Annotated in this window: 16 protein-coding genes; all 16 read left to right on the plus strand. The window is 37.5% G+C overall.

Annotated elements, in window-relative coordinates; all coding sequences use genetic code 11:
* Positions 1-285 precede the first annotated feature (285 nt).
* The 16 genes from ACIQXW_RS01220 to ACIQXW_RS01295 all read left to right on the plus strand — a co-directional run bounded on the left by ACIQXW_RS01220 (position 286) and on the right by ACIQXW_RS01295 (position 17757).
* On the plus strand, positions 286-1833 hold the full coding sequence (locus ACIQXW_RS01220) for an ABC transporter ATP-binding protein (RefSeq protein WP_340825771.1): 1548 nt from the start codon (positions 286-288) through the stop codon (positions 1831-1833).
* Positions 1833-2879 (plus strand): ABC transporter permease, encoded by a 1047-nt coding sequence (locus ACIQXW_RS01225; RefSeq protein WP_340825769.1) that lies wholly within the window; start codon positions 1833-1835, stop codon positions 2877-2879. Before ACIQXW_RS01220 ends, ACIQXW_RS01225 begins: the two co-directional genes overlap by 1 nt.
* Before the next feature lies 1 nt (position 2880).
* Positions 2881-3840, plus strand: a complete 960-nt coding sequence (locus ACIQXW_RS01230) for an ABC transporter permease (RefSeq protein ID WP_340825767.1) — start codon at positions 2881-2883, stop codon at positions 3838-3840.
* Between the two features lie 233 nt (positions 3841-4073).
* Positions 4074-5345: an EF-P 5-aminopentanol modification-associated protein YfmF gene (gene yfmF, locus ACIQXW_RS01235; RefSeq protein ID WP_340825765.1), complete on the plus strand. Its 1272-nt coding sequence runs from the start codon at positions 4074-4076 to the stop codon at positions 5343-5345.
* Positions 5342-6640 carry an EF-P 5-aminopentanol modification-associated protein YfmH gene (gene yfmH / locus ACIQXW_RS01240; RefSeq protein ID WP_340825764.1) on the plus strand — a complete coding sequence of 433 codons (1299 nt, stop codon included), beginning with the start codon at positions 5342-5344 and terminating at the stop codon, positions 6638-6640. The genes yfmF and yfmH overlap by 4 nt, the downstream gene beginning before the upstream one ends.
* Positions 6640-7368 carry an elongation factor P 5-aminopentanone reductase gene (ymfI, locus tag ACIQXW_RS01245; RefSeq protein ID WP_401020312.1) on the plus strand — a complete coding sequence of 243 codons (729 nt, stop codon included), beginning with the start codon at positions 6640-6642 and terminating at the stop codon, positions 7366-7368. The genes yfmH and ymfI overlap by 1 nt, the downstream gene beginning before the upstream one ends.
* A gap of 45 nt (positions 7369-7413) precedes the next feature.
* A complete protein-coding gene (locus tag ACIQXW_RS01250; RefSeq protein WP_173477695.1) occupies positions 7414-7671 on the plus strand; it encodes a DUF3243 domain-containing protein in 258 nt (85 codons plus the stop codon).
* 226 nt (positions 7672-7897) lie between these two features.
* Positions 7898-8686 carry a DUF3388 domain-containing protein gene (locus ACIQXW_RS01255; protein ID WP_173477694.1) on the plus strand — a complete coding sequence of 263 codons (789 nt, stop codon included), beginning with the start codon at positions 7898-7900 and terminating at the stop codon, positions 8684-8686.
* Positions 8687-8702: 16 nt separating this feature from the next.
* Entirely contained in the window at positions 8703-9626 is a 924-nt protein-coding gene (locus ACIQXW_RS01260; protein WP_340825761.1) for a helix-turn-helix domain-containing protein, read from the plus strand.
* 48 nt (positions 9627-9674) lie between these two features.
* Positions 9675-10253 carry a CDP-diacylglycerol--glycerol-3-phosphate 3-phosphatidyltransferase gene (gene pgsA, locus ACIQXW_RS01265; protein ID WP_401020308.1) on the plus strand — a complete coding sequence of 193 codons (579 nt, stop codon included), beginning with the start codon at positions 9675-9677 and terminating at the stop codon, positions 10251-10253.
* Positions 10254-10270: 17 nt separating this feature from the next.
* Positions 10271-11530 carry a competence/damage-inducible protein A gene (locus tag ACIQXW_RS01270; RefSeq protein ID WP_340825758.1) on the plus strand — a complete coding sequence of 420 codons (1260 nt, stop codon included), beginning with the start codon at positions 10271-10273 and terminating at the stop codon, positions 11528-11530.
* A 251-nt stretch (positions 11531-11781) separates the two neighbouring features.
* A complete protein-coding gene (gene recA, locus ACIQXW_RS01275) occupies positions 11782-12849 on the plus strand; it encodes a recombinase RecA (RefSeq protein ID WP_340825757.1) in 1068 nt (355 codons plus the stop codon).
* A 734-nt stretch (positions 12850-13583) separates the two neighbouring features.
* On the plus strand, positions 13584-15143 hold the full coding sequence (gene rny / locus ACIQXW_RS01280) for a ribonuclease Y (protein ID WP_340825755.1): 1560 nt from the start codon (positions 13584-13586) through the stop codon (positions 15141-15143).
* A 386-nt stretch (positions 15144-15529) separates the two neighbouring features.
* The gene (locus ACIQXW_RS01285; RefSeq protein WP_402759452.1) at positions 15530-16225 is read left to right on the plus strand and encodes a YveK family protein; all 696 of its coding nucleotides are present in this window, start codon (positions 15530-15532) and stop codon (positions 16223-16225) included.
* A gap of 73 nt (positions 16226-16298) precedes the next feature.
* Positions 16299-16961, plus strand: coding sequence for a CpsD/CapB family tyrosine-protein kinase (locus tag ACIQXW_RS01290; RefSeq protein WP_340826521.1), 663 nt, complete (start codon positions 16299-16301; stop codon positions 16959-16961).
* A gap of 40 nt (positions 16962-17001) precedes the next feature.
* The gene (locus ACIQXW_RS01295) at positions 17002-17757 is read left to right on the plus strand and encodes a tyrosine-protein phosphatase (RefSeq protein ID WP_402762400.1); all 756 of its coding nucleotides are present in this window, start codon (positions 17002-17004) and stop codon (positions 17755-17757) included.
* Positions 17758-17787 lie beyond the last annotated feature (30 nt).

Here is a 17787-nt window from a genome sequence, read left to right on the forward strand (position 1 = left end):
ATTGAAATAAGATTATTATATTATCGTAACTTAAGATAATGATGGTACCAAGTTAATAGAAGAAAGGTTTCTAACGATGACCTTTCCTGTATTAATTTATTTTTCTGTTAGAAAATGCCTTACCTTTAGGTGAGGTTCAATACAGGTGTTTTTTTATTTAAAGAAATTGCAACGCTTTTGAATAAAGTTAAACCTTATGCTGGGCTGTATTGCAATAGAGGCAGGTAGAAATACACTAGAGTACAATTATTTTAGAGAAAATTGCCTAATAAGGGAGTGACAATATTGGAATACGTGATTGAAATGCTTGGAATCCGCAAAGAATTTGGTGATTTCGTAGCGAATAACAACATCACCCTCCAACTAAAAAAAGGCGAAATCCATGCACTACTAGGAGAAAATGGTGCTGGTAAATCGACTTTAATGAACGTCCTTTTTGGTCTGTATCAGCCAGAGGGTGGAGAAATTCGTGTTCGTGGGAAAGCTGTTAAAATTACAAACCCAAACGTTGCCAATGATTTGGGGATTGGCATGGTGCATCAACATTTTATGTTGGTGGAAAACTTTACAGTGACAGAAAACATTATATTAGGTTCTGAACCTACTAAGATGGGCGTAGTCAATATTAAAGACGCAGCGAAAAAGGTGCAAGCGCTTTCTGAGAAATATGGTCTAGATGTAGATCCTAATGCAAAAATCGAAGACATTACAGTTGGTATGCAGCAACGTGTCGAGATTTTAAAAACACTTTATCGCGGTGCAGAAATACTAATTTTCGATGAACCGACTGCTTCTTTAACGCCACAAGAAATCACTGAACTGATTCAAATTATGCGTCGATTAATCGCTGAAGGTAAATCAATTATATTAATTACGCATAAGCTGAAAGAAATTATGGATGTTTCCGACCGAGTAACAATTATTCGTAAAGGTGAAGGGATTGGGACGGTTGTTACGACTGAGACAAACCCTAATCATTTAGCTGAATTAATGGTTGGTCGTCAAGTAGAGTTTAAAACAGAAAAAATTGATGGAAATCCAACTGATGAAGTACTTTCAATTGAGAATTTAGTCGTAACTGACTATCGTAATATCAATAAAGTAAAAGGCCTTAACCTCACTGTACGTAAGGGTGAAATTGTTGGTATCGCTGGTATCGATGGCAATGGACAATCTGAGTTAATCGAGGCAATTACAGGCTTGCGTAAAGTAAAAGGCGGAATAGTGAAGTTTAACGGTAAAGATGTTACGAACATGAAACCTCGTAAAATTACTGAGGAGGGTGTTGGACATATCCCGCAAGATCGTCATAAGCATGGTTTAGTACTCGACTTCCCAATCGGTCATAATATTGCACTCCAAACATATTACCAACCGCCAATTGCAAAAGGCATTGTAATGGATTATAAAAAAGTATCAGAAAAAGCGAAGCAAATTATTAAAGAATACGATGTACGTACAGGTAATGGCGAAATGACGCCTGCCCGCGCTTTATCAGGTGGTAACCAGCAAAAGGCGATTATTGGTCGTGAAATTGACCGAAATCCGGACTTATTAATTGCGGCACTACCGACACGTGGACTTGACGTAGGGGCAATTGAATTTATTCACTCTCGACTTATAGAGCAACGTGATAAAGGAAAAGCCGTATTATTAATTTCTTTTGAACTAGATGAAGTAATGAATGTATCGGACCGTATCGCTGTTATTTATGATGGTCAGATAGTGGATGAGTTAAATCCAAAAGAAACAACAGAGCAAGAGCTTGGTCTATTAATGGCGGGGCAAAGTAAAAAAAATAGCACAAATATAGCGAAGGAGGGGAACGACTAATGTCAAATCGTGTCATTAATATACTCGTTCCTATCATCTCTATTATTATCGGTTTAATTGTAGGTGCTATCGTAATGGTAGTCAGTGGCTATGATCCAATACAAGGTTATAGTGCTCTTTGGACAGGTATTTTTGGAGATTCATATTCAATAGGGAACACAATTCGTCAAATCACACCATATATTTTGGCGGGTCTAGCGGTAGCATTTGCCTTCCGTACAGGTTTATTTAACATCGGTGTTGAAGGTCAGTTAATTTTAGGTTGGCTTGCAGCAGCATGGGTAGGTTATGCTTTTGAACTACCAAAAATCATTCACTTACCGTTAGCATTGCTAGCAGCAGCAGTAGCTGGTGCATTTTGGGCCTTTATTGCAGGTTTCTTAAAAGCGAAATTTAAAGTCCATGAAGTAATTGCGACAATTATGTTAAACTATACAGCACTTTATATTGCGAACGCTGTTATTAAAAAATTGTCAGATGGTAGCTTTAAAACAGAACGTGTTCTTGAATCGGCTTCATTACGTTCTCCGTTTTTAAGAGAGCTTACAGACAATTCAAGTCTTCACTATGGGATCCTAATTGCACTTCTTATGGTAGTTGTAATGTGGTTCATTTTAGAAAAAACAACACGTGGTTATGAGCTAAAAGCAGTTGGCTTTAATCATAATGCAGCAGAATATGCTGGTATGAGTGTCAATAAAAATGTCATTTTAGCAATGACGATTTCAGGTATGTTTGCAGGTCTTGGTGGTGCGATGGAGGCGCTTGGTACATTCCAAAACGCATCGATTAAAGCTGGCTTCACAGGTATTGGTTTTGACGGTATTGCTGTTGCTTTACTTGGTGCCAATACACCACTTGGCGTAGTATTCGGGGCTTCGTTATTCGGCTCGTTAAAATACGGTGCTCTTAACATGCCAAATGCTGCAGGGATTCCTGAGGAAATCGTGTCTATCATTATTGCCTTAATTATCTTCTTTGTAGCATCAGGTTACGTTATTCGAGTAGGTTTACAAAAGTTAAGTAAGAAAAAGGAGGGACAATAACATGACCTTTTTAGAAATGTTATATTTCATCATCCCTTCTGCAATCCTATATGCGACACCATTAATTTTCACTGCAATCGGTGGTGTATTCTCTGAGCGTTCAGGTGTTGTTAACATCGGGCTAGAAGGTTTAATGATTGTCGGCGCATTTGTTGGTATTTTTGTCAATTTAGAGTTTGCAACACAATTGGGATCCGCAACAGTCTGGGTGGCAATGCTTGCAGCTGTTATTATAGGGGGGATTTTCTCCTTACTACACGCGGTAGCATCTATCACATTCCGTGCCGATCAAACGGTATCAGGGGTAGCTATTAACCTACTTGGTTTAGCGGTCACTGTATTCTTAGTAAAATTGATTTATGATAAAGGTCAAACAGATATGATTGACCAACCAATTCGTCGTTTTGCTATTCCATACTTACAGGATATTCCGTTCTTTGGACGTTTATTATTCCATGATGTATATAGCACATCGATTTTAGCCTTTGCAGTGGCAATAGGTGCTTGGTTTATTATTTATAAAACACCATTTGGATTACGCTTACGTGCAGTAGGGGAACATCCAATGGCTGCAGATACAATGGGTGTAAAAGTTAATAAAATGCGTTATATTGCCGTAGTTATTTCAGGAGCACTTGGTGGTCTTGGTGGTGCGGTTTATGCGCAAACAATTACACATGACTTTTCACACGCAACGATTGCTGGTCAAGGTTTCATGTCACTTGCAGCAATGATCTTTGGGAAATGGCATCCAATCGGTGCACTTGGAGCAGCATTGTTCTTTGGTTTAGCGCAAACATTAAGTATTGCAGGGAACCAAATTCCATATGTGCAAGAAATCCCAGCAGTGTATTTACAAATCTTACCTTACGTGTTAACGATTTTTGCGTTAGCAGGATTTATTGGTAAAGCAAATGCACCAAAAGCAAGTGGTCAACCATATATTAAAGGCAAACGATAAGTCTAAGACAGCATGTTTATTCGTTGAACTACTAGACCGAGTCGAAAGAAATGAAGCGAGTAAACAAAAGACTGGGCAATCAAGCCCAGTCTTTTGCCTTATACAAATAATAATTTACAAGCTTATTTTCACTTTCCGTATACATACTTTGGATTCTTTTTGCAATTATAGACAATAGACATGTATAGTATTTGTAGTACATTGTTATATTAAGAAAGATAGGAGGGTTTCATATGTTTAAAACAATACCTTTTGCAAAAGGTGTCAATTTGCATATCCGACAAACGACCCAATTTAAAACAGTAAATTTCTCGATTAAATGGAGAAGAGCATTAACGGCCAAATGTGCGTCTGAACGTACGGTGTTAACAAATGTATTGCAACACAGCAATGCAAAATATACAACAACTGCCGCATTTCGTAGTTTTTTAGATGACCTATACGGGACAGTATTGTATTTTGATACATCGAAGCGTGGTAACGAACATACGGTATTGATGAATATGGAAACCGTAAACGATCAATATTTGGCTAATACAAGTGTCTTAAATGAAGTGTTAGGTGTAATGCATGCGGCAATTTTTGAGCCGAATTTAGAAAATGGTGTATTTAAAGAATCAATTGTAGAACGTGAAAAGAAAATGGTCATCCAACGTATTGAATCCATTTTTGACGATAAATCTCGTTTTGCACAAATGCGTCTGCAAGAAATATTACGTCCAAATGAACCTGCCTCTATTTCGGCAAATGGTACAGTAGAAGACATTAAAAATATCACACCGTCATCTCTGTTGGCAGCGTACGAATCAATGCTAACGACGGACAAAATTGATATTTATGTTGCAGGTGATATTAATGAAGATGAGCTTGTTGCAAAATTAAAAGAGGCTTTACCATTTAAGGACCGTATTCCTGAGGAAATTCCAACTGTATCGCCACAAAAACACCCACAAAATGATTATGTCCGTGAACAGCAAGAAATGAAGCAAGGTAAGCTGCATATAGGTTTTAGTACTCCTGTTCGATTTGGTGATGCTGATTTTGCAAAAATGCAGATTTTTAACGGTATTTTTGGTGGTTATCCACATGCCAAGTTATTTATGAATGTGCGAGAAAAAGAAAGCCTGGCTTACTATGCTTCTAGCTCCTATGCATCACACTATGGCTTATTATTCGTTGTGTCAGGTATTGAGGCGAAAAATGAAGAAAAGGCTCTCAATCTCATTAAAGAGCAACTTGCGGTTATGCAAGCAGGAGAAATCACTGATTTAGAATTAGAACAAACAAAGGCGATGTTAACAAATCAGTTAAAAGAATCCCTTGATTCAGCGCGTGGTCAAATCGAAATTTTTGACCAATATAAAGATTTGCCTGAGGAGTTCTCTGTAGAAGCATGGGCAAATAAATGGCGAGCTGTAACGAAAGAAGATGTAATTGAAATGGCGAAGCAAGTGCAGTTAGAAGCGGTCTATTTCTTATCAGGAAAGGAGCAAGCTGCACAATGAAAACAATTGAATTCAAACAATTAGATGAAACACTTTACTATGAAAAATTAGAAAACGGCTTAGATGTATATATCTTGCCGAAAAAAGGCTTTTCAAAAACTTTTGTCACGTTCACAACGAAGTACGGCTCAGTAGATCGTACATTTGTACCGCTTGGTGAATCGGAAAGTATTACAGTGCCAGATGGAATCGCACACTTTTTAGAGCATAAAATGTTTGAAAAAGAAGATGGAGATGTATTCCAGAAATTTAGTGAATATGGTGCTTCAGCCAATGCATTTACTTCCTTCACTCGAACTGCATATTTATTTTCATCAACAGATAATATATATAAAAGCACAGAAACATTATTAAATTTTGTCCAAGAACCTTACTTTACAGAAGCTACTGTTAACAAGGAAAAGGGCATTATTGGCCAGGAAATTACAATGTATGATGACCAACCAGATTGGCGTCTATACTTTGGTACGATTGAAAATATGTATCATAATCACCCTGTGAAAATTGATATTGCGGGAACAATCGAATCAATTGACGGCATTACGGCTGACCATTTATATACGTGCTACAATACGTTTTATCATCCGTCAAATATGTTGTTATTTGCTATAGGTGCTGTCGAGCCAGAAGAAATGATGGCGTTCATTCGCGAAAACCAAGGAAAAAAAGAGTTTCCAGAGCCTACACCAATACAACGCTTCTTTGATGAAGAGCCAACAGATGTTGCCATAAAAGACCGTACATTACACATGGATGTTCAAAAGCCTAAGGTCTATATTGGTTTAAAAGCTCGAGAAACGAATTTGTCTGGTCGGGAAATGTTAAAACATGAGCTATCAGTACAAATTGCCTTAGAACTTATTTTTGGTCGAACTTCTAATTTTTATGAACGTGTGTATGATGAAGGTTTGATTGATGAATCGTACGCATTTGACTTTACTTTAGAAAATGGTTTTGGCTTTGCGTTAATTGGTTCGGATTCAACAGAACCTGATGCATTAGAAAAAGCGATTAAAGCCGAATTGGAAAAATACGAAAAAAACGCGCAATTTGCAAGTGAAGATTTAGAGCGTATTAAGCGTAAAAAAATAGGCTTTTTCTTACGTGCATTAAATTCAATTGAATTTATTGCAAACCAATTTACGCGTTACTCGTTTAATGATATGAATTTGTTTGATGTAGTGCCTGTCTTAGAAGAATTAACAATTGAAGATTTAACGCAAGCGTTTGCTTCTATTCAAGGAGAGTCTCAACAAACTGTATTTAAAGTTTTACCAACAGAGAAGGGCGCCTAGTGAAAAAGTTTGCCCTTATATTAGGTGCATCAGGTGAGATCGGTCGTGCTATTTGCCACAGTTTGGCAGAGGACGGCTGGTCTCTCTATGTGCATTATTCAAACAATGAGCAAATGGCTCAAACATTATGCGAAACGCTTGTAAGTCGTTTTCCTGCTCAGGAATTTATGCTTGTACAAGGTGATTTTACAAAAATAACAGCTGCGCAAGCGTTAGCTTCCCAAATATTTAGTGTACAGGCTATTGTTTTTGCTAATGGTCAAGCGCATTATTCATTGCTGGAAGACACTACGGTAGAAGATATGGATGCATTATGGCGTGTTCATGTGCAAAATCCAATGCATTTAACGGCTTTATTATCCTCAAAACTCCGTACCCATGATGTGAGCTATGTGCTTTTTATCGGCTCTATTTGGGGCGAGGCAGGTTCCGCAGGTGAGGCACTTTATGCAACGGTGAAAGGCGCGCAGCATGCTTTTGTGAAGTCCTACGCCAAAGAAGCTGCATTGTCTCGCATTCGTGTGAATGCTATTGCGCCAGGCTTTATTAATACTTCGATGAATAGCCATTTAAGTGAAGAGGAATTGCAATATATTTTGGACGATATTCCTTTAGGAGCGGTCGGTCAAACAACGGATGTAGCGGAAATGGTTCGTTTCTACTTATCCGGCAAAGCAGACTATGTGACAGGACAAATAATTCGATTAAATGGTGGCTGGTACATATAATATTTCTTTTTGCACATACTACTTGTGTAAAGGAGGAGGAAACATATGACCATTTTAGAAAACTGGCAAAAATGGACATCTTTTTTAGGACAAAACGTAATGCAAGCTGAATCAAGCGGTATGCCAAAGAAAATGATTCAACAGGCTGCTGTCCAAATTGGCGAGTATTTAGCGACTAATGTCGATCCTAAAAATGAACAAGAGCGAGTGCTGTCGGATTTATGGGGCGTTGCCTCTGATGATGAAAAACATGCATTGGCGAATTGTGTCGTAAAACTTGTGCAAAATAAACATGTGCAATAAAAAAAGAGGAGAGCTAATCTCCTCTTTTTTCTATTAAAAATCGATAATATTGCGGAAAAGGGAACGTATGTAAGTCTATTTCCAATACTACCAAAAAAAATTAGTAAGAAATTAAAAATAACGCTATAATTCCATGTATTCTAACTTTCCATTACATAAAAAATCAGCTATGATGGAACTTATAAAAGATTTTTTACGTTAACTAATAGGAAGGGAACGAGTGTGTTTGAGCGATTGGTACTTTGAATATGAAATTCAGGTGAATCGCCCTGGATTATTAGGAGATATTGCTTCACTTTTAGGGATGCTTCGAGTCAATATTATATCAATTAATGGTGTCGATGAAGATCGACGTGGTATGTTAGTGCATACAGACAATGATGAAGCAATTGAGCGTTTTCGTACAATTGTTTCGACAATGGAACATATCCACGTTACTAAATTTCGACAACCTAAACTCCGTGATCGTTTAGCTATCAGGCATGGTCATTATATTCCACGAGATGCAGACGAAAAAAATACCTTCCGCTTTGTACGAGATGAACTAGGTATTTTAGTGGACTTTATGGCAGAACTCTTTAAAAAAGAAGGTCATAAGCTCATTGGAATACGTGGGATGCCTCGGGTTGGTAAAACAGAATCTATTGTTGCGGCAAGTGTTTGTGCCAATAAAAAATGGATTTTCTTATCGTCTACAATGATTAAGCAAACTATTCGTAATAAGCTCGCCGGCGATGAATTCAGTGACAATAATATTTTTATATTGGACGGTATTGTTACAAGGCGTTCCGAGGACGAGCGACATTTGCAATTAGTACGTGAAATGATGAATATGCCTTCTATTAAAGTAGTAGAGCATCCTGATATGTTTGTTCAGCATTCTGAATATAAGATTGAGGATTTTGATTATATCATTGAACTACGTCATCACCCTGATGAAGAAATTACTTATGAAATAATGGAAAAAAATCATATGATGTCCGAATCCGATTCATTTGGAGGATTTAATTTTTAATTTGATATTAAAGTAGGTGTTATTAGTGGCAGAATTAGGTACTCGACTGAAAGAGGCGAGACTGTCTAAAGGCTACAGCTTAGACGATTTACAAGAAATAACGAAAATTCAAAAACGTTATTTAGTAGGGATTGAAGAAGGCAATTATTCAATTATGCCAGGTTCGTTTTATGTACGAGCATTCATTAAACAATATGCTGAGGCTGTTGGGTTAAATCCAGAGGAAATTTTAGAAACGTATAAAAACGAATTGCCAGGCACAAAGAACGACCAAGTTAGCCAATCGATGACTCAAACTTCAACTAGAAGAAAAGTTTCAAAAAGCCCTTCAAATAAAATGATGGAGGCTATGCCAAAAGTCATTGTTGCTTTATTTATTATCGTTATTATTGTTGCAATTTGGGTTCTTTTACAATCAAAAAGTAAAACTGGAACAAATGAATATGATGATACGACGCCAGTGGTGGAGTACGATAAAAAACCAAAACCAATTGATAGTGAAAAAGACAAAGCGGAAGAAGATAAAAAGGCTCAAGCTAATAAAGATAAAGATTCGACAGATGAAACAAAAGATGAAACACCAGATGAAAGTAAAACTGAAGAAGATGTTAAGCAAGCGATTTCAGCAGGCACAATCGAAGCAGATGGCGCTACAACTTCTTACACGTTAACAGGTGCTGAAACATTTAAAATACGCATTGAAGTATCAGGTCCTACATTTATTGGTATTCGCGACCAACAGCAACAAGAATTACTAGCAGATACGCGTGTTTATAACGCAGGTGAAGTTGTTGAGTTTGATGCAACAGCGCAAAACTATGCTCGTATTCGTTTAGGCAATTCAACTCAAGCTAAGGTTTATATTAATGACGAACTTTTAACGTACGCACAGCAAATCGTAACGCAAAATATTGTCGTCAATTTCAATAAAGAACAGTAGTCATCCTAATGATGACTACTTTCTTTCATCATGAAAGGTGTTAGAAAAATGAACATTCCAAATAAAATTACCATTTCACGTATCTTACTTATTCCGTTCTTTGTAATTGTTATGATGTTTGATTTCGGCTGGGGAACAATGAACTTATTTAGTGCAGAAATGCCAGTCCATCATTTTGTAGGAGCTCTTATTTTTATTATTGCATCAACGACGGATTGGGTAGATGGTTACTATGCGAGAAAGTATGATCTTGTAACGACGTTTGGTAAATTTTTAGATCCTTTAGCGGATAAATTACTTGTCTCTGCAGCGTTTATTTTAATGGTAGAGCTTGGTATGGCACCGGCTTGGGTGATTATTGTTATTATTAGCCGTGAATTTGCGGTAACTGGTTTACGTTTAATTCTTGCAGGTGGTGGAGAAGTCGTAGCGGCGAATCAGCTTGGTAAGATTAAAACATGGGCACAAATTGTAGCTATTGCAGCTGCTCTTTTACACAATACAATTTTTGTGATTTTCGGTATCCCATTTGATACAATAATGCTATATATAGCATTGTTCTTTACACTATGGTCTGGATGGGATTATTTCTATCTAAATCGACGTGTATTACTTGAGTCTAAATAAGAAAGGTCTTGTGAATCATGAATGCTGAAATCCTTGCAGTTGGCTCAGAGTTATTACTTGGACAGATTTCAAATACAAATGCAAAGTTTATTTCTAATCAGCTTTCTGAGTTAGGAATTAATGTGTTTTATCATACCGTTGTTGGCGATAATTCAAAACGGTTAGAGGAAGCAATAAGCATAGCGGAATCGCGCGCTGATCTTATCATTTTTTCAGGTGGTTTAGGCCCTACAAAGGATGATTTAACGAAGGAAACAATTGCTCGTCATCTTGGGCTAGATCTTGTAATCGATCAAGTTGCATTGTCATACATTGAGCAATTTTTTGCTAAACGAGGCATCTCAATGACGGAAAATAACCGCAAGCAGGCGCTTGTATTAGCAGGTAGCGAGGTGCTAGCTAATCATCATGGTATGGCACCAGGGATGATTTTGACAAAGGATAAGCGTACCTATATTTTACTTCCTGGACCTCCAAAAGAACTGGAGCCGATGTTCCAATTTGAAGCGAAGCCAAAGCTTGGTACAATGCTAAATGATGGCGGAGTCATAGTGTCTCATGTAATGCGCTTTTATGGCATTGGAGAAGCTGAGTTAGAAGTGCGTGTACAAGATATTTTAGATACACAAACAAATCCGACAGTTGCACCACTAGCTGCTGATGGAGAAGTAACTTTACGTGTAACAGCAAAGGCGCAATCAGAGCAGGAAGCCCAACAGCTTATTGCTGACAAAGTGGCGGAGATTCGTGCTATTGTAGGAGACTTCCAATATGGCATAAATGATGATTCACTTGCCTCGAAAACGGTAGAAATGTTGCAAGATAATAAATTAACGATTTCTGCAGCAGAAAGCTTAACAGCAGGTTTATTTCAATCAGAGCTAGCAGAGATTCCAGGCGTAGGCAATATTCTTATAGGAGGCGTAGTGACCTATACAGAAGATGCCAAGGTAAAGCAGCTAGGTATTGACCAACAATTATTAGATACTTATGGTATCGTCAGCAGTGAATGTGCTGCAGCAATGGCTAGTGCAGTGCGTGAAAAATTTGGTACGAATATTGGTATTGGGTTAACGGGAGCGGCTGGTCCTACTGCACATGACCATCAGCCAGTTGGAACGGTATGGATTGGAATTGCTATAGGCGACGAAGAGCCAATAACATATTTACTGCATTTATCAGGTATGCGCAATACAAATCGTTTACGTGCGGTTAAATTTACATTTCATTATTTAATGCAACAATTAGAAGAACGAGGATATATGAAACGATTTTAATTTGCTAATTGGTTTAGTAGGGTAGAACCCTAGCTGAAGCAATGCATAGGCTCGAAAAAAATTGGGCGCAATTACGACTGGAGTGTAATTGCTAATAGTTGAAAATGGGAATTTGGATAGGAAAAACTTATCCAAATTTTTATTTTGGATTAAAATCGAATAAATGTTCGCTTTTTTCTTGCGTGTTCTCAAAAAAACAAGTATAGTAGAGATAGACAATAACAGTGAACAGTTTTGAAGGAGGAAAAATAATGAGTGATCGTAAAGCAGCCTTAGAACAGGCGTTAAAACAAATTGAGAAGAATTTCGGTAAAGGCTCTATCATGAAGCTAGGCGAAAAAACAGATTTAGAAATTGCTACATCTTCTAGTGGTTCACTAGCACTTGATGCCGCCTTAGGTATAGGTGGATACCCACGTGGACGTATTATTGAAGTATATGGTCCAGAATCATCAGGTAAAACAACAGTTGCACTACATGCCATTGCGGAAGTACAAGCAAAGGGTGGACAAGCAGCATTTATTGACGCTGAGCATGCGTTAGATCCGATTTACGCTCAAAAATTAGGCGTAAATATCGATGAACTTTTATTATCACAACCAGATACTGGTGAGCAAGCGCTTGAAATTGCAGAAGCGTTAGTGCGTAGTGGCGCTATTGATATTATCGTTATTGACTCTGTTGCAGCGCTAGTACCGAAAGCTGAAATTGAAGGCGATATGGGTGACTCTCACGTTGGTTTACAAGCTCGTTTAATGTCTCAGGCATTACGTAAGCTTTCAGGCGCTATCAATAAATCAAAAACTATCGCTATTTTCATTAACCAAATTCGTGAAAAAATTGGTGTTATGTTCGGTAATCCAGAAACGACACCTGGTGGTCGTGCGCTTAAGTTCTACAGCTCAGTACGTTTAGAAGTTCGTCGTGCAGAAGCAATCAAACAAGGTAATGATATTATGGGTAACCGTACGAAAATTAAAATTGTAAAAAACAAAGTGGCACCACCATTCCGTACAGCTGAGGTTGATATTATGTACGGTGAAGGGATCTCAAAAGAGGGCGAAACAGTCGATTTAGGTGTAGAATTAGACATCGTTCAAAAAAGTGGATCTTGGTACGCTTATGGCGATGAGCGTCTAGGCCAAGGACGTGAAAACGCAAAACAATATTTAAAAGAAAATCCTGCTGTTTTAGAAGAAATTGCAAATAAAATTCGTTCTTCTTACGGAATTGCCGCAACACAGTATACAATTGCTGCACATGATGACGAGGAAATGGATGAAGAGCTAATGCTTCTTCTTGAAGATGAAAAAAAATAAATATTGTTCTCACTTCTAAAGGAATGAGAATGCTTAAGATGCGACAAAATGCATCAAGAAGTTCATTCTAGTACATTTTAATAAGTTGGTTAGAGCACACGTCGGCGACTTCTGCTGTAACGCATAGTACGTAAGACGAACAATCTACGCTAGTGAGGGTTGAGGCTTACAGAAGTGCTGTGCAGAAAGCGTGCGCCTACAAAGGAAATCAATCAACATAGCAATTCGCTTCACTCTAAATCGTTCTTACTCATAAGAAGTAAGAACGATTTTTTTGTTAGTTTAATAGAATGTAGCGATACTGGAATTGATAGATAGCTAACGTAAATTATAGATATAGTTATGAGTGCAATAGGGTATAAAATTTTTGATTGGACAGCTGACAAAGAGACGATATGTTCATTTGTCAAAGAAAGTTAAAATAATTGTATTAAGATGACGGTAATTGTGGTAATAATTGTATTGTAACCATCATCCTAATAAAAAGATTATTCATCGAAGAAGGCATTTTATCTAGCTCAAAAGTAACAGTTAATATATCCATCTAATGGATATGACTTACTTTTTTTGTTGCAGATAGGCGAACAGATGCCCGTCTATCCTTGACAGAGCCTGAGGCTAGCTATACAATTAAATATGTATAATTTCTGAATTATGACTTTAAAATAGGCAGTACATTTTTTGTATGCGCCGACTGAACCTGTATTACCCAAATAGCAAGAGGAGGTGTTCATATGGATGGAATTACTATCATCTCCGCTTTGCTTGGACTCATCGTTGGTGCCGCTGTTAGCTATATCTACATGAAAAAAGTGAATGACTCAAAAATCACTGGTGCTAAACATGTCGCTGAAACAATCGTTGAAGAAGGAAAACGAGAGGCGGAGGCATTAAAGAAAGAAGCACTACTTGAAGCCAAAGATGAAACTCACAAATTTCGTACTGAAGCAGAAAATGACATTCGTGACCGTCGTTTAGAACTTCAAAAACAAGAGAACCGTTTATTGCAAAGAGAAGAGAATCTTGATCGCAAGGATGATGCTCTGAATAAGAGAGAAGCCAGCTTAGAGCGTAAGGAACAAGCTCTAGCTGAAAGACAACAGCATATTGAACAGATGGAAAGCAAAGTGGACGAGCTTGTTGCAGCGCAAAAAACAGAACTAGAGCGCATTTCTGCATTAACAAGAGATGAAGCTAAGACTATTATCTTAAGTGAAGTAGAGAAAGAGCTAGCGACTGATATTGCTGTAATGACGAAGGAATCTGAAATGCGTGTGAAAGAGGAATCTGATAAAAAGGCACGTGAAATTTTATCATTGGCACTGCAACGCTTTGCTGCAGACCACGTTGCAGAAACAACAGTCTCTGTTGTGAACTTGCCAAATGATGAAATGAAAGGTCGTATTATTGGTAGAGAGGGTCGTAATATCCGTACACTCGAAACTTTAACAGGAATCGATTTAATTATTGATGATACTCCAGAAGCAGTAATTTTATCTGGGTTTGATCCAATTCGTCGTGAAACGGCTCGACTTGCACTTGAAAAGCTGGTACAGGATGGTCGTATTCACCCTGCTCGCATCGAAGAAATGGTTGAGAAATCTCGTCGAGAGGTGGATGAACAAATTCGTGAAACAGGGGAACAAACGACATTTGAAATCGGCATTCACAATCTACATCCAGACTTAATGAAGATTTTGGGCCGCATGAAATACCGTACAAGCTACGGGCAAAACGTCCTAAAACATTCAGTGGAGGTTGCACATTTGGCAGGTTTACTAGCTGCTGAGCTTGGTGAAGATGTAGCGTTAGCTCGTCGTGCAGGCCTATTGCATGATATAGGTAAAGCAATCGACCATGAAGTTGAAGGAAGCCATGTTGAAATCGGCGTGGAATTAGCTACGAAATATAAAGAACATCCTGTTGTTATTAATAGTATTGCTTCTCACCATGGTGATACAGAAGCGACATCTGTTATTGCAGTATTAGTAGCTGCAGCAGACGCATTATCAGCAGCGCGTCCAGGTGCTCGTAGTGAGACACTGGAAAACTATATTCGCAGACTAGAAAAATTAGAAGAGATTTCTGAAAGCTATGATGGTGTTGAAAAATCATATGCTATCCAAGCAGGTCGTGAAATCCGAATTATTGTTCAACCAGAAAAAATTGACGATTTAGCATCTCATCGTCTTGCACGTGATATTCGTAAGCGTATTGAAGAAGAACTAGATTATCCAGGTCATATTAAAGTAACCGTTATTCGCGAAACTCGTGCAGTGGAGTATGCAAAATAATAAAATAAGAGGCTCCTCTTGATTTTGATCAAGAGGAGCCTCTTTTTATTTGGTTAGGAATACAAGATTGTATTTAGCACGTATTTGAATGAAAAACACTTAGATTAGATGATTGTGACCTTATGCAAATCGTCAGATGTGAAATGAATATATCGGTTTTAGTAAGAAGCGTTTCCTGAAAATTGGATTCGCTTTTTGTTTTTGAAAAGCCTCATATTAATAATAGAAGATATAAGCTTATGTAACATCTATGTCTCTTTATCGACCATGAATAAAAGGGAGATATCAATAATATAATAGGCCATAAAACTTTTTGAATAAAACTTTTTAATGTAACTAGTGGATATAGATTAGCTAGCATATGTTATGTCAAGGGGTGAAGGTCGTTGCAAGAAACTATCACATTACAAGATGTATTGAAAATAGTACGAAAGCAATTGCTCTATATTTTCAGTTTTGCGCTTTTCTTAGCATTAGTCACTGCGTTTCTTAGTTACTTTATCATAAAGCCAACGTATGAGGCGCAGACCCAGCTTTTAGTAAATCAAAAAAATACCGATCAAGCTCTGTTAGGGGTACAGCAAGTAGAAACAAATCTACGCTTAATTAATACGTACAATGTTATTATTCAAAGTCCTGCTATTTTATCAAAAGTGATTAGCCAACTTAATTTAAATAGTACACCTGAAAAATTAAAGGAACAGATTACTGTATCCAACGCCAGTAATTCTCAAGTTGTCAATATTGCTGTCCGCGATAAAAAGCCCGAAATGGCAGTCGATATTGCCAATACTGTAGCAGGCGTATTTCAAGAGGAAATTCAAGTGTTAATGACAATCGACAATATTAATATTTTGTCCGTAGCGAAATTGGATGACAAACCTGAGCCTGTAGCACCAAACAAAAATTTATATATTGTGGCGGCTGCAATGATTGGATTTATCATAAGCGCTGGCATTGCGTTATTGGTAGAGTGCTTGGATACAACAGTTAAGACAGAGCAAGATATTGAAGAAACCATTGGGTTACCAATTATTGGGATAATAAGTAAAATAACTAGTGCGAGCTATAAAAACATATGATTGAATCCCGTTACATAAGGAGGGAGTAACTGTGTTTCTTCAAAAAAGAGCCAATAAAAAAAAACTAGGAAAAATGGGCAGGAAGCTTGTGACAGTCGGCAATAGTAATTCCATCGTTTCTGAGCAATTTCGTACAATACGAACAAACATTACCTTCGCAATGCCAGATCAAGACATCAAAACAATTTTAGTAACTTCAGCAACGCCAGGTGAAGGGAAATCAACAAATGTAGCCAATTTAGGCGTTGTATTTGCACAAGAAGGGAAAAAAATATTAATTGTAGATGCTGATTTACGGAAGCCCACAATGCATTATACGTTTCGATTACAAAATATAAGAGGTCTTTCAAATTTACTGACAAGACAATATGAAATGTCAGAAGTTTTAAATAGTACAGATATTCCTAATCTTTTTGTTATGACGAGTGGACCAATTCCACCTAATCCCGCTGAGTTACTTTCTTCAAAAACAATGGATAGTATTATGACGCAACTAATAGGAGACTTTGACATCATTATTTTTGATGCACCACCACTGTTATCTGTAACCGATGCACAAGTTTTATCTAATAAATGCCAAGGAACACTACTAATTGTGAATAGTGGTGTAGTGGAAAATGCAAGTGTACTTAAAGCGAAATTAAGTCTTGAAGCATCAAAGGCGAATATTTTAGGCGTAGTTTTAAACAATTACAAATTACCTCTCGGCGAATATTATGATCAATATTACCGATAGTGATTGGGCGTAGATAGGGAAGTGAAACGTAGTGATAGATATGCACAGTCATATTTTAGTAAATGTCGATGACGGTCCCGAAACAGTAGAAGAGACATTCAGATTATTTGAACAGGCTATTATGGAAGGTATTACAGCAATTATTTCTACTTCACATGCGCTACACCCTAAACATAATGTCCATGTTCATGTAGTACATGAACAAATTGCACAATTACAACAGGAAATTGACAGACGTAACATGCCACTAACACTTTATCCAGGACATGAGGTGAGATTGGCAGGGAATATTTTGGAGCTTTATAAGAAAGATCAGCTTCTCACATTAGCACATTCAAATTATTTGTTACTTGAGCTTCCATCGGGTTTCATTCCCACATATACACGAACAATCATTTACAACTTGTTGACAGCAGGTATAACGCCAATCATTGCTCATCCAGAACGAAATAAAGCGATAGCAGAAAATCCAACTCGCTTAGAAAACCTCATACGTGACGGTGCACTTGCACAAATAACTGCAGGAAGTTTAGCTGGTTTGTTTGGCAAGTCCATTCAACAGCTTTCTTTGAAATTAGTTCGATCGAACCTTGTCCATACATATGGTTCGGATGTGCATAATTTAAAAACTCGCCCATTCTTATTTGAAAAAGGTCTGAGATTTTTGGAAAAGCAAAAAGAATTGGATGCGGTGGATGCCTTTTTAGAAAATAATATACGAATCATCAATAACCAGCCTTTTATCGTAAATGAGCCAGAAAATAACTTCACAAAAAGACGGTGGAAGTTATTTTGAATGGAGCTGCTTATAAAAGCTAAAGAGAGC

Source organism: Lysinibacillus sp. NPDC097162, assembly GCF_044762185.1.
GTDB lineage: Bacteria > Bacillota > Bacilli > Bacillales_A > Planococcaceae > Lysinibacillus.

Coding starts and splice junctions, on each gene's coding strand:
- ACIQXW_RS01295 (WP_402762400.1), top strand. CDS start 17,002: ATGCACAGTCATATTTTAGTAAATGTCGATGACGGTCCCGAAACAGTA.
- recA (WP_340825757.1), top strand. CDS start 11,782: ATGAGTGATCGTAAAGCAGCCTTAGAACAGGCGTTAAAACAAATTGAG.
- ACIQXW_RS01290 (WP_340826521.1), top strand. CDS start 16,299: ATGGGCAGGAAGCTTGTGACAGTCGGCAATAGTAATTCCATCGTTTCT.
- yfmH (WP_340825764.1), top strand. CDS start 5,342: ATGAAAACAATTGAATTCAAACAATTAGATGAAACACTTTACTATGAA.
- rny (WP_340825755.1), top strand. CDS start 13,584: ATGGATGGAATTACTATCATCTCCGCTTTGCTTGGACTCATCGTTGGT.
- ACIQXW_RS01225 (WP_340825769.1), top strand. CDS start 1,833: ATGTCAAATCGTGTCATTAATATACTCGTTCCTATCATCTCTATTATT.
- ACIQXW_RS01270 (WP_340825758.1), top strand. CDS start 10,271: ATGAATGCTGAAATCCTTGCAGTTGGCTCAGAGTTATTACTTGGACAG.
- ACIQXW_RS01250 (WP_173477695.1), top strand. CDS start 7,414: ATGACCATTTTAGAAAACTGGCAAAAATGGACATCTTTTTTAGGACAA.
- ACIQXW_RS01230 (WP_340825767.1), top strand. CDS start 2,881: ATGACCTTTTTAGAAATGTTATATTTCATCATCCCTTCTGCAATCCTA.
- pgsA (WP_401020308.1), top strand. CDS start 9,675: ATGAACATTCCAAATAAAATTACCATTTCACGTATCTTACTTATTCCG.
- yfmF (WP_340825765.1), top strand. CDS start 4,074: ATGTTTAAAACAATACCTTTTGCAAAAGGTGTCAATTTGCATATCCGA.